12 protein-coding genes and 5 tRNA genes are annotated in these 15,154 nt (G+C 53.1%); 6 read left to right on the plus strand and 11 right to left on the minus strand.

Going from position 1 to position 15,154, the window contains the following annotated elements:
• Window positions 1-137 precede the first annotated feature (137 nt).
• The gene (gene murA / locus NXT00_RS05580) at window positions 138-1,394 is read right to left on the minus strand and encodes a UDP-N-acetylglucosamine 1-carboxyvinyltransferase (protein WP_259078989.1); all 1,257 of its coding nucleotides are present in this window, start codon (window positions 1,392-1,394) and stop codon (window positions 138-140) included.
• 39 nt (window positions 1,395-1,433) lie between these two features.
• On the opposite strand from murA, the gene NXT00_RS05585 reads away from it, so the two are divergent.
• Complete coding sequence (locus NXT00_RS05585; RefSeq protein WP_259158377.1) at window positions 1,434-2,015, plus strand: cob(I)yrinic acid a,c-diamide adenosyltransferase; 582 nt, start codon at window positions 1,434-1,436, stop codon at window positions 2,013-2,015.
• 51 nt (window positions 2,016-2,066) lie between these two features.
• On the opposite strand, the gene ramA is transcribed toward NXT00_RS05585, so the two are convergent.
• Window positions 2,067-2,906 carry an acetate metabolism transcriptional regulator RamA gene (gene ramA, locus NXT00_RS05590; protein WP_259078983.1) on the minus strand — a complete coding sequence of 280 codons (840 nt, stop codon included), beginning with the start codon at window positions 2,904-2,906 and terminating at the stop codon, window positions 2,067-2,069.
• A gap of 908 nt (window positions 2,907-3,814) precedes the next feature.
• Here ramA and cysK point away from each other — a divergent pair.
• On the plus strand, window positions 3,815-4,750 hold the full coding sequence (gene cysK, locus NXT00_RS05595; protein ID WP_259158378.1) for a cysteine synthase A: 936 nt from the start codon (window positions 3,815-3,817) through the stop codon (window positions 4,748-4,750).
• A gap of 86 nt (window positions 4,751-4,836) precedes the next feature.
• Window positions 4,837-5,427 (plus strand): serine O-acetyltransferase EpsC, encoded by a 591-nt coding sequence (epsC, locus tag NXT00_RS05600; RefSeq protein ID WP_259078972.1) that lies wholly within the window; start codon window positions 4,837-4,839, stop codon window positions 5,425-5,427.
• Window positions 5,428-5,465: 38 nt separating this feature from the next.
• On the opposite strand, the gene NXT00_RS05605 is transcribed toward epsC, so the two are convergent.
• From NXT00_RS05605 to NXT00_RS05625, 5 genes are all read right to left on the minus strand, one after another.
• Complete coding sequence (locus NXT00_RS05605) at window positions 5,466-5,759, minus strand: GNAT family N-acetyltransferase (protein ID WP_259158379.1); 294 nt, start codon at window positions 5,757-5,759, stop codon at window positions 5,466-5,468.
• A gap of 53 nt (window positions 5,760-5,812) precedes the next feature.
• A tRNA-Phe gene (locus tag NXT00_RS05610) sits at window positions 5,813-5,888 on the minus strand.
• A gap of 22 nt (window positions 5,889-5,910) precedes the next feature.
• Window positions 5,911-5,984, minus strand: a tRNA-Asp gene (locus NXT00_RS05615).
• A gap of 329 nt (window positions 5,985-6,313) precedes the next feature.
• Window positions 6,314-6,387, minus strand: a tRNA-Asp gene (locus NXT00_RS05620).
• 32 nt (window positions 6,388-6,419) lie between these two features.
• Window positions 6,420-6,495 (minus strand) — tRNA-Glu (locus NXT00_RS05625).
• 608 nt (window positions 6,496-7,103) lie between these two features.
• On the opposite strand from NXT00_RS05625, the gene NXT00_RS05630 reads away from it, so the two are divergent.
• The gene (locus NXT00_RS05630) at window positions 7,104-9,140 is read left to right on the plus strand and encodes a Rib/alpha-like domain-containing protein (protein ID WP_259158381.1); all 2,037 of its coding nucleotides are present in this window, start codon (window positions 7,104-7,106) and stop codon (window positions 9,138-9,140) included.
• Between the two features lie 261 nt (window positions 9,141-9,401).
• On the opposite strand, the gene NXT00_RS05635 is transcribed toward NXT00_RS05630, so the two are convergent.
• Window positions 9,402-9,474 (minus strand) — tRNA-Lys (locus NXT00_RS05635).
• 124 nt (window positions 9,475-9,598) lie between these two features.
• Window positions 9,599-11,113, minus strand: coding sequence for an acetyl-CoA hydrolase/transferase family protein (locus NXT00_RS05640; RefSeq protein WP_259158382.1), 1,515 nt, complete (start codon window positions 11,111-11,113; stop codon window positions 9,599-9,601).
• A 207-nt stretch (window positions 11,114-11,320) separates the two neighbouring features.
• Between NXT00_RS05640 and dusB the strand changes: the two genes are divergently transcribed.
• The gene (dusB, locus tag NXT00_RS05645; RefSeq protein ID WP_259158384.1) at window positions 11,321-12,460 is read left to right on the plus strand and encodes a tRNA dihydrouridine synthase DusB; all 1,140 of its coding nucleotides are present in this window, start codon (window positions 11,321-11,323) and stop codon (window positions 12,458-12,460) included.
• On the opposite strand, the gene mshD is transcribed toward dusB, so the two are convergent.
• Complete coding sequence (gene mshD / locus NXT00_RS05650) at window positions 12,457-13,353, minus strand: mycothiol synthase (RefSeq protein ID WP_259158385.1); 897 nt, start codon at window positions 13,351-13,353, stop codon at window positions 12,457-12,459. The genes dusB and mshD overlap by 4 nt on opposite strands.
• A gap of 19 nt (window positions 13,354-13,372) precedes the next feature.
• Here mshD and NXT00_RS05655 point away from each other — a divergent pair, with 19 nt between their 5' ends.
• Window positions 13,373-14,137 (plus strand): DUF2993 domain-containing protein, encoded by a 765-nt coding sequence (locus tag NXT00_RS05655; protein ID WP_259158387.1) that lies wholly within the window; start codon window positions 13,373-13,375, stop codon window positions 14,135-14,137.
• Here the strand turns inward: NXT00_RS05655 and NXT00_RS05660 are convergent.
• Window positions 14,105-15,148 (minus strand): diacylglycerol kinase family protein, encoded by a 1,044-nt coding sequence (locus NXT00_RS05660; RefSeq protein WP_259158507.1) that lies wholly within the window; start codon window positions 15,146-15,148, stop codon window positions 14,105-14,107. The two genes, NXT00_RS05655 and NXT00_RS05660, sit on opposite strands and share 33 nt — an antisense overlap.
• Window positions 15,149-15,154 lie beyond the last annotated feature (6 nt).

Here is a 15,154-nt window from a genome sequence, read left to right on the forward strand (position 1 = left end):
CATACAACCTAACACCACACAGCGTCAAATCGCACCAAGCTCATGCACCACCACGACCAACCCTGGCCGCAACGACCCACATAAAACTACACACCCCACACCAAACACACAAATCCCCAGCACACAACGGGTAAATGCTAGTCACCTACGCGTTGTATTTCAGCTCCCAGCCTTTGGAGGTTCTCTACAAACTGAGGGTAACCACGATCAATATGGTGCACGTCGCGAACCTCCGTCGTTCCCTCGGCACACAACGCAGCTAGGACAAGGCCAGCGCCAGCACGGATATCCGAAGACCACACAGTCGTTGAACTTAGTTGCTTTACTCCGCGCAGAACCACATGGTGGCCATCTACTGTGGCATCTGCACCCAGGCGCAGTAATTCGTCGACAAAACGGAAACGCGATTCGAAGATATTCTCGGTAATGACGCTCGTTCCATCAGCGACGGTAGATAAACCAATTGCCATGGGCTGAAGGTCGGTGGGGAACCCAGGAAAAGGGAGAGTCTGATAATCAACTGCGCTGGGTCGGCGGTTCATGGTCACTCTAAAGCCGTGTTCATAGGATTCGACCACAGCTCCCGCACCTTTCAACTTTTCCAAGGCAAGGTGAAGATTTTTGGGATCAATGCCTTCTACAGTGATATCGCCTTGAGTCATGGCTGCTGCGTACGCCCAGGTTCCTGCCACTATGCGGTCGCCAATAACGATATGGTCAGCAGGCTGCAGCCGCTCGACCCCAGTAATGGTGATGGTTGAGGTACCTTCTCCGGTAATATCCGCACCCATTTCACTTAACATGCGGCATAAGTCGACAATTTCGGGCTCGCGGGCAGCGTTATGCAATATCGTCGTGCCTTTGGCTAAGACGGCCGCAGTCAGGATATTTTCAGTCGCACCCACGGAGGGGAAATCCAGGCGGATATCAGCTCCGTGCAGACCACCAGCTTCGGCGACTACAGCACCGTGTTTGATAAAGGTTCGTGCGCCCATCTTTTCCAGCCCAGACTGATGCATATCCAGAGGTCGCGATCCAATGGCATCCCCTCCAGGTAGTGCCACTACGGCGCGACCACACCTGGCGGTGAGAGGACCCAGGACGCATACTGACGCGCGAAAATGTCGCACCGCGTCGAAGTCGGCCTCGGACGACAGTGTAGCGGGAGTAGTGATACTCACCGTGGAGCCGTCAATACTGAGGGTGCAGCCCAGCCCCTCGAGAACCTCGCCCATGAGGGGAACATCGAGGATTTCAGGGCAATTTCTAAGCACGGTGGTCCCCTCAGCGAGCAATGCTGCCGCCATAAGTTTGAGTACGCTGTTCTTCGCACCGCTGACGCTCACTGATCCACGGAGAGTTGCGCCACCTTTTACCAAAAATCGATCGCTCACAAGGCCTAAGCATACTTAATTTGCGGGTACTGTGGAGATATGGCTGTTCACTTGACAAAAATATATACCCGCACCGGCGATGACGGTACGACTGGTCTGTCAGACTTCTCGCGGGTACCAAAAAATGATCCGCGATTGGTGGCCTATGCCGAGTGCGACGAACTCAACGCACACCTAGGTCATGTGGTGGCGCTCGCCTCCCTCGACGAGAAGATTCTGGACATAGTCAGACGTATTCAGAATGAGCTTTTCGACGCTGGCGCTGATCTGGCTACACCTATAAAGGAGGATTTAGGCTACGAGCCTTTGCGAATAACGCCCGACTATATCAGCCGTTTAGAGGCTGATTGCGATCACTTCAACGAATTGCTTGCACCCTTAGATTCTTTTATTCTGCCGGGAGGAACTCAGCAGGCAGCACTTATGCATATCGCACGAACTGTATGCCGACGAGCTGAGCGCTCTGCATGGGAGGCGGTGGAGGCCTATCCTGACACCACATCCGTCATGCCCGCGAAATACCTCAATAGGCTCTCAGATTTGCTGTTCATCTTGTGCCGATTGGCCAATCCCGACGGCGACGTGAAGTGGGTCCCTGGCGGCAAGCGCGAGGGCGCATAACAAAAAATGCCACCCCAAATCCTTTTCGGGGTGGCTTCATTGTGTCTTGCTTTAAGGTAGAGCACCGATGCGCCGAGCCGCGTTGACGGCCTCATAGCGGGTGTGTGCACCGAGTTTGCGCATAACAGAACGCAGATAGCTCTTGACCGTTTCGGCACCAATACCCATTTCCTCAGCGGCCTCAACATTTGTATGCCCTAAGGCCACGCACGAGAGTACGTCTATTTCACGCGCAGACAGTTTCGTCGTTTGCTTCACTCGCACGGGAGCAACCATTTGATCGCATAATTCCTCTAATTCGGCCCGTAGAGTCTCATCGTCTAGACGGTTAGCGAGCATTCGTAATTTCGAATGGGTCGCACGGATTTGCTCCCACTCCGCACCATTCATCATGCGTCCCTTGGTAGCGCCTCCACGCAATCCCTCAGCGCGCCTTGAGGATGTATTAATAGCAAATTCTTGCTCGAGGCAGCGAGCTGTCATTGTCACCTCTTCGATGACCTTATCGCCCAGTCGCACCGGTGAATGCACACCGACATAGAGCACGCCGCGTACCTCACGGTTAACAATGACTGGTACTGCCACCACAGAATGCAGGCCTTCGTCGTAGATAAGGGCATCAAGCTCGTGGGAAATGACCGTCGCACGCGTGTAGTCCGAAACTCCAACCGGACGCTTTGTGGTCAAGACCCGACCGCCCACTCCAACACCAGGCTCAATGACGAGATTCTGAAGCGCAGGCGTTCGCAGACCAACCCACTGAGTGATTTGAAGTCGATTGTCCGGCGTAAGCGCCGCAAACATTGTAACGGGAATGCCAGTTGCAGTCTTCAGCGAGGCAAGTGCCGAACGAACGGCATCTTCATCGTCTTTCAGTCGCTGGGTATCCACTGCTAACCTCCGGTCTTTCTTGAGAGATAAGGAATTTTTCCTTAGCTGATCTATTAACCGTTCTCGAACGCCCAAGCGGTCGGGGGTAAAAACGAACCGCTCACTGTACCGCCGGGATCGGCCATAGATATGGACATCCAACCACCCCCGCAGCGCGCGGGTTAGAGCCGCTTTTCTTCGAAGACTGGAAAGAAGTCCAGCGAAATTATACCAATGTGGTGGGGGTGAGGTAAAGGCACCCGCATGTCCGAAATTTTCCGATGCGCGGAGAAAATTCACAAAATGGGGGTAGAGATTGCCGCCTAACTGTGTCCATTCGCCCCTTAATGGGTGCCTTTTTCTAAGTTTTCTTTAAGCCTAAATATCATTAGTTTTTGTCATATATTCGGCTGTATTACTTGACACTCACGAGCAAAATGGCTGAGAACTGAGAATTTAATCCAGATTTACCCACCCCCGCCCAGAACTCACTATGCCCTCTTTGCCGCGTCAATTCCCTTGATAACAGTCGGAAGGGAACGGGGGTAGATTTTGTTTAAGTTTCTCCTAAAAAACGGACATTTTTACTTTTATTTAACGATAGCAGTTCTGATTATTGAGATAATTTGCACATTCTCCCAATGAAAATAAATGCCTTAGCAGATTTCATAACTGTCTAAACTAAGCGTATTTATCGAATGCAATAACTACCGCCACAACCTTCTCCTGGCATGAATCAGCAATATCAGCGTTGACAATCGCGTTCAATGAATTAATCTCTACACTGGTAGCTGTCTAATTTACTAGATGATCGAAAGTATACGGTAGACACAGCGGTCTATTGATTTGCTATAGTGGAGCCCTATGAAGACGTCGTTCTTTTAAAAATTTAGATAACAGTACAACCGAAATTTAAGGACTAGCACGCAATGGCTAAAATTCTGAACTCAATTCTCGACACCATCGGTGACACACCACTTGTACGACTAAACCGATTGGATAAAGATCTGCCAGGTAACGTCCTCGTCAAGCTCGAATTTTTCGGGCCTGCACATTCTGTTAAGGATCGAATCGGCAAGGCTATTATCGACGCTGCGGAAAAAGACGGTGCCCTGAAGCCAGGGGGCACAATCGTTGAGGCAACGTCGGGTAATACTGGTATAGCACTCGCCATGGTTGGCGCGGCTCGCGGCTATAATGTCGTGCTCACAATGCCAGAAACAATGTCTAACGAACGCCGCGTTCTCCTTCGCGCCTACGGCGCCGAGATCATCCTCACTCCTGGTGCTGCTGGCATGCAAGGGGCGGTAGATAAGGCCAACGAAATCGTTAAGGAACGTGAGGGGACGATACTAGCCCGCCAGTTCGCCAACGCCGCCAACCCTGAGGTTCACCGCCGCACTACTGGCGAGGAGATTTGGCGCGACACCGATGGCAACGTCGATATTTTTGTGGCCGGCGTCGGTACTGGCGGTACCGTTACAGGCGCGGGCGAAACTCTGCGCAAGCATAAGCCGGACATTCAAATATACGCGGTCGAACCTGCTGCTTCGCCCCTGCTGTCTACTGGTAAAGCCGGCCCCCACAAAATTCAGGGATTGGGCGCCAACTTCATCCCGGAGATTCTCAATCAGAAAATCTACGATGACGTCCTAACAGTCAGCAATGAAGACGCTATCGCCGCCTCCCGCGAGCTCAGTGCTAAGGAAGGAATACTCGGCGGAATCTCCGCAGGCGCAAACGTGAAAGCCGCCCTCGAACTAGCCGCGCGCGAGGAAAATCGCGACAAGACCATTGTGACTATTATATGCGACTTCGGTGAGCGTTATGTCTCCACCGTCCTCTACGACGATATCCGCGACTAATAACGATCCGTCGCCCCCGCCCCACGGTCTACACGTGGGGCTTTTTATATCATCTTATCGCGGGCACTGCTAGGCTCTTATTTACTATGCTAATTACGCTCATATCCCGGGTTCGAGAGGATCTTCGCAATGCGCGCGAACATGATCCTGCAACCCGAGGCGATATCGAAAACGCCCTAGTTTATTCGGGACTCCACGCCATCTGGTCGCATCGGATTGCGCACTGGCTGTGGGTGCGAGACATCAAGGGTCCTGCTCGCGTCTTGGCGCAGCTAACCCGGTTCGCAACCGGGGTCGAGATTCATCCAGGAGCGACTATCGGCCGTCGATTTTTCATCGATCACGGCATGGGTGTCGTAATCGGTGAAACCACAGAAATCGGAGAGGGCGTCATGCTCTATCACGGCGTAACTCTCGGAGGGCAGGTACTCACTCAGACCAAACGCCATCCCACAATCGAAGATAATGTCACGATCGGCGCTGGGGCGAAGGTTCTCGGACCTATCACGATCGGAGAAGGTTCGGCGATTGGCGCCAACGCGGTGGTAACTAAGGACGTGCCAGCTAAGCATATTGCCGTGGGAATCCCAGCGGTAGCACGGGCTCGTCGCGATGAGGAGTGCATAAAACTCGTCGACCCAGACACTTATGTTAAAGGCGGCAATTTTGTGATTTAAAGGTGGTCGTTCAGCTCGTAGCCGAACGACCATTGTCACTAATTCACGTGATCAGCGTAGGTTTCCCGATTCTTGGAAACAAAATGGGCAACCGCAGAGCAGCTCGGCCTAACGGTGAAACCTTGGGCGATCGAATCATCCAGTGCACCCTTGATCAGCACCTGAGACAGACCGCGCCCTTGGAAGTCAGGGAAAATCTCCGTATGGTGGAAATTTCTCCGCTCGGCGATCTGCCGGTAATCAGCCAGACCGATGAGCGTCGTGCCCTCCATGAGGTGATACGAAGAATTCTGAGAGTCGTGAACAACGGTGAGGTTTGTATTATTAGCCATACGCCTATACTAACCAAAATGATCCCCGAGCGCTTTTGCACTCGGGGATCTCATGGTGGCACGGACCAGGATCGAACTGGTGACCTTCCACTTTTCAGGCGGACGCTCTACCGACTGAGCTACCGCGCCACTCCTCATATTTCTATGAGAGCGACCCTGACGGGACTCGAACCCGCGACCTCCGCCGTGACAGGGCGGCGCGCTAACCAACTGCGCCACAGGGCCAAATATATGACGTTGCCCAAACAGCGTGGAGACTGTCTGTGCAACGACTAAGTACTTTACAGGGGTCTTTGATAAGCAACAAATCAGCACTACACAACCCTTTTTCAGCAGTATAGTCTTAATCATCCTGCGATACCTAGACTTGCGTAACTGCTACACCATGGTTTCGGAATTCCAGTGCTCCAGCTAATAAGGTTCTACGTTCCTTAATGCCAATAGCGGCTCGTCCATCGCTGGCATTGAACTTCAAGGGCTTATGAGACCTTCAATCTGAGGGCAACCGAGCACAAAAAAGAGAACACTCAATGAGTGTTCTCTTTTTTGTGCTGCGACCCTGACGGGACTCGAACCCGCGACCTCCGCCGTGACAGGGCGGCGCGCTAACCAACTGCGCCACAGGGCCGTAGAGCAATCCTAGGTTGATAAAATATGCTCTGGTACTCCCAACGGGATTCGAACCCGTGTCGCCGCCGTGAAAGGGCGGTGTCCTAGGCCCCTAGACGATGGGAGCATAGCTAGAAACTGATTCGACATAAAGCCGATTCGCTGTTGCCAGCTCCAACAGCTTAAACGATATTGTTACGGCAGTGCAAACTCGCACGCCAAATAGCGTTTTATCGCGTTGCTTGCCTGGCGTTGATCTCACTCAAACTACCCCTGCCGACAAGAGCAACACAATGATCGCAGCCCAAACTGGGAAGCCCTACTACCACTCACCCACCTCTTCTCATAGCACTTAAATCGGAAGACTACGATTTTCACGCGCCACAAACCCTTCCTCTACAACCTGGATTGCTCCCTCCACATCGGCGGGTTCGGATAGCTCGTCGAGATACTTGTCTTGAGGTCTTGGATTCCATATCGTTACGTATGCGGCCACACGTGGATCTCGTTGGATCTCAGAGTAGCCCTTACAACTCCACATTAGTCGTGTCATACAATTCCCCCAGGATATAGGCGGAACCGCCCGATCCCCATCTCTCACTAGCGCAACTTTCCGTCACCATCCCGATTCCGCGTTGCGCGCAGTCAAACTTTTACCCCCCAAAATGCCTAATTAAGGCGACAAAGATTCTTCAAACTCTGCGCATCGACCTCTTAACGGTTAAGGTAACTGTCATGAGTAAACGAACTAAACTAGTGTCGCTGCTGGTCGGCACTAGCCTCGTGATGGCGAACATTCCTGTAGCCGCAGCTACGGGCCAAACATTTGAGGTAACCGCCCAAAGCACGGTAGCTGACATACAAGCCGCTATTGGCAACCCCGATTACGATCTTGTTAAGTTCGTTGAGGATGCCAACTTCACCCAGGGCATCGTAATTAACCGCGCGGTCGATCTTGAGGTCGAGGATGGAGTCACTCTGAACTTCAATCTCGCATCGGGTACAGGACTCACCTTCCAAAAAAGCTCTACTTTCACCAACAACGGCGTGGTCAACTTATCTTCAGGATCCGGCTACGGAATTCAAATCAAAAACTCGCCAGGAGACATCGTCACGTTTGTCGGGGACGGCAGGGACGACTCCAGTATTAATATCGGCCCTACATCCGGATATGGAGTCGATGGGCAATTTATGCAAGGCAGCCTGGTCATGCAAGGAACCACGTTAGACATTGCTCCAGGTTCCGCTGCAAGAGAGGGCGCCATGATATTCACCTCATTCAGCGGAAATTCTGTTCACTTCGAAGATTCCAATGTCACGCTGGCCCACACCAACCCAGATTCCGCTGAGCGAGCAGCCCTTCAGAGCACAGTTCCTGTCACTTTCAGGGATTCTGTGCTCGTTTCTGACACAGCGAAAGACTACAACCTTTCGGTGTATAATGGGTGCAGTTCGCCGACCGACTGCAACGTATCCCTAAATTTCGAGCGGTCCGATGTGGAGCTAACCACCCTTGAGAATGCTAAGTCCGCAGGATTTTGGATATTTTCGAAACCTTTCGTATCTATAAACACAGCTAATAGTACTGTCAACATCACAGATAGCTCAGTGAAGAGCACTTTGCTACCTAAGGGCAGACTCAAGCGCTCTTATCAAGACTTCCAATTTCAAGATGCACTCTATAACATCTCGAACAGCACTGTTATTGGTGGCTCTTTCGGCGAGGATGATAAAAAGTCAGGTAACTCATCCCTCAACATTTCAGGTGACTCATTGGTGAGTGTTCCAGGATTTTCCAGTGATGCTTCTGACAACGCCGGCAACATCAACAACGCTATAGACACCATCATCGACGGTGGAAATAATCGTTTACCTGCAGGCCTGAGAGCTAGAAATTCTAAAGGCCAGGAGCTCACAGAGTTCGTCTCAACAGGAAGCACGACCGACGGTTTAGGCATGAACTGCTCGGCTGACTCCTACTGGTATGAGGTCAGTACCGAGAATACTGATGGCAAGAAGCACGTCTGGGCCCCCAAAGTGACTGTAGAGTACTACGAGTCTGAAACGAGCCCCACCGTCCTAGCAACGAAAAATATGATTGCAGGGTCCATCGTTGAAGAAACTCTCAATTCTTCCGAAACTGACGAAAAAGCCGATGGCACACCGGTTCCCATCCCTGACACTGCTCCTACGGGCTTCGAGAACGAGTTCTACATCTTCGATCCGGTGACTCCAGAGCCAAGTACCTTCATCCAATCAGGCGACGATGCCACCGCAGTGTGCCAAAATACAAAAGTTGCTTTGCGAGTCAAGGCCCTCGACATCATACCTATCATGGATGTTGACACCGAAGACTTAACTGTAAATGTCGGCCACGTATTCGATCCAGCTGAGGGCCTCCTAAACGTCCCCGATGGAGCGACTGTCGAAGTTATCAGCGAAGCTGATACCAGCAAGCCCGACCAGGTAACCCGCACTGTAAAGGTGACGTTCAAAGACGGATCCTCCGTAGTGAAAGTAATCAACGTCACCGTCATTGGCGACGACCCAGTAGATCCTCCCACGGATCCGACCGGAAGCTCAACCGGAGAAATCGTGGGCCTCGTGATCGGAATTATCAGTGCGATCATTCTGCTTATCAATATTCCAGCGATCATCAATTTCTTCCAAAGTCTCTTCCAGGTGCCAGAACCCGCCCCGGCTCCTGAAAAGCCCATGAAGCCTGGTACGCCCAAGGGTAAAGGCATCCTAAAACCTGGTCTCGCAAAGTAGACACTATCCACTACTGAGTTCCTGGCTCGAACGAAACATAACTAAGTGCTCCTCTCCTTCTACGGAGTGGAGCACTTAGTTTTAGTTTTGATCTAGTGTTATTGGCGATCATGGATACCGTGACGCACCACTCGGGCTCCGCATATACTGCTGATCTATGGCCCGTCGAAGGGATTCGCGCAACGTAACTGGAACTGTCCAAAAAATGCCGCAAGCGTGAAAATAAAATATCCAGCTACCATATGGTAGCTGGATATTTTGTGGGCCCTCCGGGGCTCGAACCCGGGACCTGCGGATTAAAAGTCCGTAGCTCTACCAGCTGAGCTAAAGGCCCAAAGCACTAGGCAACCCTAGCGACTCGAATATTATAACGCATCACTTCAATTAAAAGAAACCGCTGCTTAAGCTATAAGAAAGCCCCTTCCCCACGCAATTGGGAAGGGGCGTTTTTATAGGAATTATTTGCGCATAGTGCCGGTTTCAATGAAACGCTCGTGGAAGGATAGAGCAGTCTTGAGATCATGCGGGGTTTGCATGGTCTTGCGCTCCTTAGCCACGCGTAGAGCACGCTCGTAGTATTCCTCGAGCAGCGGACGATAATCCGGGTGCGCAATGGCAATAACCTTGCGCGCCCGCTCGGTTGGGGCTAGACCTCTCAGATCAGCGTAGCCATATTCGGTGATGAGAACCTTCACATCTTGCTCGGTGTGGTCCACGTGCGAAACAAATGGCACGATTGCCGAAATAGCCCCACCCTTGGCATCCGATGGGGTGATAAAGGAGGAAATAAAGGCATTGCGGGTGAAGTCTGCGGATCCGCCAACACCGTTCATGATGCGAGATCCGGCCACGTTGGTGGAGTTAACATTGCCGTAGATATCGGCTTCGATTAAACCATTGGTGGCGATGAGGCCAAGACGGCGCACAACTTCAGGGTGGTTGGAAATCTGCTGCGGGCGCAGGATGAGGTTCTTCGCGTAGTTCGACGCTTGCTCATTCATCTTGTGCGCATATTCTGGCGACAGCGAGAAGGAAGTAGCGGAGGCGATCGTCATCTTGCCGGCGTCGATAAGATCGACCATGCCGTCCTGGATCACCTCGGTGTAGGCCTGAATATTTTCAAACTTGGAATCGAGCAGGCCTGCCATCACGGCATTCGGCACATTACCCACACCCGACTGCATGATATAGCCGTCATAGCTGAGTCGACCAGCCGCTACCTCGCCCTCGAGGAAGTCCAAAAAGTGGCCGGCAATCTGACGCGATTGATCATCGATGGGCTTGAACGGAGCATTGCGATCTGCGTGGTTAGTCTCTACAACCGCGACCACCTTATCGAGGTCGATATCGATATAGGTGGTACCAACGCGCTGACCAGCCTCGGTAATAGGGATAGGCTGGCGGTTCGGCAATTTGTTGATGCGGTAGATATCGGCCATACCCTCGAGTTCGAGGGACTGCCAGGAGTTCACCTCAATGATAATGCGGGCAGCATTATCGAGGTATTCAACATTATTACCCACCGACGAGGATGGGACGATATGTCCTTCCTCGGTGATGCGTACGGCTTCGACGATGGCCACATCCATGGGCCCAAAGAAGCCCTGCTCAACATACATTCCAGACTCGGAGAGATGATAGTCTGCATAAAGGGTGGTGCCGTCGTTAATCTTGCTGCGCAAGATGGGATCGGATTGGTAAGGGGTGCGGAATCGCAGGGCATTGGCCTCGGCCAGAACACCGTCGCAATCGTCGGCGGTGGATGCGCCTGTGAAGAGATCAATCATGAATTCATCGCCGCGCTCGTGGGCTTCTTTCGCGCGACGGGCAATGGCACCAGGGAGAGCCTTAGGGTAGCCGGCACCAGTGAATCCGGAGATGCCCACGTGGTCGCCGTGGTTCACGAATTGTGCAGCCTCATCAGCTGTCATGACCTTGCTAGCCAACTTGGCATTAGCAATACGTTCGTTCATTACAATCCTCCTGTGTACCCCCATACCCATCATGAGCACGGGGGATAAAATAGGTGGCACCCCTTCACGCTAAATGCAACATTTTTCAATAAAGGTGACGCCAGTTACCCGTCCTACTTTACCCCTAAATGGAGAGCAATTCGCGAAACCCGCCCCCCAACCCCCAACGGTGGTTAAGCCTGAAGCGTTTATGACAAGATAGCTGCTGTGACTCTCTCAATCGGATCCATTACGCTCAATTCTCCCGTTATCCTCGCACCCATGGCGGGGGTAACCAATATAGCCTTTCGCACCCTGTGCCGCGAACAGGAGCTAGCTCGCACTGGAACCGTAGCTGGGCTGTATATATGCGAGATGATCACCGCACGCGCACTCGTTGAGCGTAACGAAAAAACGCTCCATATGACCACCTTCGGACCCGATGAGAGCCCCCGCTCCATGCAGCTGTACACCACCGATCCACACGACACCTACCGTGCGGCACGAATGATCGCCGATGAAAACCTCGCCGACCATATTGATATGAATTTCGGCTGTCCGGTCCCCAAAGTGACCAGGCGCGGTGGTGGATCTGCCCTCCCCTATAAGCGGCGACTCTTTGGTAATATCGTCGCGGCTGCGGTTAAAGGAGTCGAAGGAACCGATATTCCCGTGACGGTGAAATTCCGGATCGGCATCGATGATGAGCACCACACCCATATCGACGCAGGACGCATTGCCTACTCTGAGGGCGCTCAAGCCGTGGCTTTACATGCCCGCACAGCAGCGGAACGCTATTCGGGCCATGCTCACTGGGATGAGATCGCCAGACTAAAAGAATCGCTTCCCGAAATTCCTGTCTTAGGTAACGGTGATATCTTTAAGGCTCATGACGCGCAGGCCATGATGGAGCAAACGGGCTGTGACGGCGTGGTGGTGGGCCGTGGCTGCCTCGGACGCCCCTGGCTCTTCGCCGAATTATCGGCCGCTTTAAATAATAAGCCCATCCCACTCAGCCCTACTCTCGGCGAGGTAACCGAGATCATTACCCGCCATGCAGAATTACTCATAGCCCACGACGGAGAAACAAAGGGGTGCCGTGACCTGCGCAAACATATGGGCTGGTATTTCCGAGGCTTTCCGGTGGGCGGCGAGGCTCGCGCAGAACTGTCGCGCATTAGTACGCTGGCGGAGTTGCATAGCGCTCTCAAACCCTTCGCGGATTCTCCTGCACGAGCCCTCGACTCGGAGGGGCCACGGGGGCGCCAGGGATCACCGGCGAAGGTGGTGCTCCCTGAAGGCTGGCTCGATGATCCCGAGGACGAATCAGTACCCGAGGGCGCAGATATTATGCACTCTGGCGGTTAAGTTAAGGCTTTAGTCCTCCCCTCGGTCTGGCGATAGACTACGTGACGTTCGATAATCTCAAAGCCCATTTCCCGGTAGCGCCGGACCGCGGGCTCATTATCACTTTCAACATAAAGGATCACTCGTTGGGCTCCCTGGGACACGAGGTGCTGCAGACCCGCTGCGACTAGTGGCCCACCGAGGCCACGCCCGCGCCCAGCGGTGGCGAGGCCTACCACATAAATTTCTCCCGGAGCACCCTCATCGAGGTTGCCGTGGCGCTTGAGCCAGTGGAAGCCGATGAGCTCGCTCCCCTTTTTGAGCAGCAATACGTCTTCGTACCGAAACCACGCCGCCGATCGCGCGGAATCGAGGCGGGTCTGATCCCATCCACCCTGTTCGGGGTGCCAGTCAAAGGCCTCATTATTAACGCGTAGGAATTCTAAGTCACCGTGGGGATCATTGGGCTGCATATGCTCAAAGCGAAGTCCGTGCTCAAGCTTAAAGGAAACCGCGCCAGCCAAATTTTCGCCATCGATTTCCATCACCAGCAGCTCTCTGGTTTTGTTCAAATTAAGTCGCGCTGCGATCTTCTGGGCGGGGGCTAGATCTCCATGAGCCCACATTTCGTGTATATCTCTAGCGATCTGTTGCCCCACACCTCGGTTGCGAAAGACAGGTGCGACGAAAAACTCGGCGACCCCCTCCTCATCGGTGATCACTAGCCCGGCGCGCTGATCGTCCACCCGAATTTCTTCCAAGTCACCGGGCGCTTTACCCTCAAGAATGCGCATATACCCCTCCGAGATGGGGGCAATATGATCGTGGGCATAGACTTCTTCAATGAGGTCTTTCAGCGCCGAGTGATCGGCTTCTGTATGGACACGGTGTACGAGGTTTTCGTTGTGGGTCATAGACCCTACCTTAATTGGTGTGGCGCGCTCTGTGTCATTCTGTCATGATGATGAGGTGCGTGCTCGTTATCTTTTCCTCATCAGCGTGGTAGCAGCTGTGCTTTTAGCATGGGCCGGTGACACAGCGTTGGCGGCACGGACTGAGCGGCGGCTAGCGGAACACCTTCCCGCCGGCACGGAGGTTTATGTTGGCGGCTTTCCCTTCGTGGGCAACTATGTCAGGGAAGATATCCCCGATATGTATATCGCTTTTAATGATATTAATTATCCGCCGTGGGGGTTGCTGCGCATTAGTCAGAATTTTCTTGGGGTTAACACCACCGTTGAGCGCCTAAATCAGGGTGAGCTTGCGGGAAGTATGGCCAAGCAAGTGCGTACTCGGATCAACGTGGATGCGGTGAGTATTGGAGCTGCGCTGGGTATTCCCGATGTGGAGCTCATGCATCCTTACGATATTTCGCCGAGAGGCGGAGACAGTGCCGAAGTGGTGTTACGTGGCACGCCTGAGCAGATCGGCCAGCGCTACGCGGTGCTGGCGCACATTCGTTTGGATAATGGAGTTTTTCAACTGATTCCGCATCACCTTATCGACGCCCCTCCTGGGGTGGATACGGAGCTTCTCGCACCCTTTAGATGGTCTTTTGATACCCGGGAGTTACCTTTACCGCAGCAAGCGGATGCTGTCGCCTACTCTGGGGGCTCCCTCGTTTTTGAATGCACACAGCGAAGTGTACCCGTTGAGGTTGGGCCTTTATACCCGAATATCGAAAAAGCGCAGTACTAACCGCACCGCCGACTCGGGGCTAGCGGGAATTTTCTTCGGTGGAGAGTAGATATCGAGGGCGCTGGGGACGACGCCGAGGTGTACGTGATCGTATTCGCCCGCAAATTCGCCATCAACTTGAAAACTTTGCGGGGCATCGCAGTGAATATCTACGGAATCAACGTTGTCAGTGACAAAAATACGGCTGTTAATCCAGCGCTTTATTGCCCCTGGGAGCGCGATCCCGAGCATCCTCATCACAGCAAAGACACCGACTACTCCATCGAGGCTACGAGCTCCGAAAAGACCAATTCCTAGCGCGAAAGAGGTACGCGGATTGGTTACCACGGGGAGGGGGCCTAGATAAGTCCATGGGTGTGTATTGGACGCCATCACAAAGGGCAACCGTTCACTGTATATAGCCCCGTCCAAGGTGCTGGCTTTTAGTTTGATACTCGGAGGATAGCGGCGAGTGGTATTCCACACGTGGAAGGCGGCGCGTAGATAGCGCAGCGGGGTGGCGGCGAATCCGCTCCTGCGCACTCGCTCCATTTTCTCGATCACATCAGCGTCTAATCCGAAACCAGCGTTGACTACAAACCATTGATCGTTCCAGGTCCCTAGATTGAGTTTTTCACAGGCTACCGCGCGATCATGGGCGAGTAATTCGGCTAAGACCTCAGCAGCCTGGATCGATTCTGGTGGGAATCCCAGGGCGCGGACGAAGACGTTGGCAGAACCAGTGGGGATCATTGCGACAGCTGGTAGCTGCTCTGGAGGGCGTTGACTACCAACTGGGCCTAAGAGGCCGTTGACTAATTCGTTGACAGTCCCGTCGCCGCCGACGCCAATGACGACGTCGGCATCCTCCCGCGTGAGGCCGGAGCAAATATCTCGGGCATGTCCTGGGTGGTGAGTGAAACGCGCCTTAAGCTGGAGTCCTGGAACCGCGAGTAACTTAGGAATAATATGGCGAAATATTTCCGAGTTTTGAGTCGTGGAATTAGGGTTGACAATGATCAGCGCCTTCATGACCAC

The sequence above is a fragment of the Corynebacterium sp. ES2715-CONJ3 genome, assembly GCF_024814365.1.
In the GTDB taxonomy this organism is placed as follows: domain Bacteria; phylum Actinomycetota; class Actinomycetes; order Mycobacteriales; family Mycobacteriaceae; genus Corynebacterium.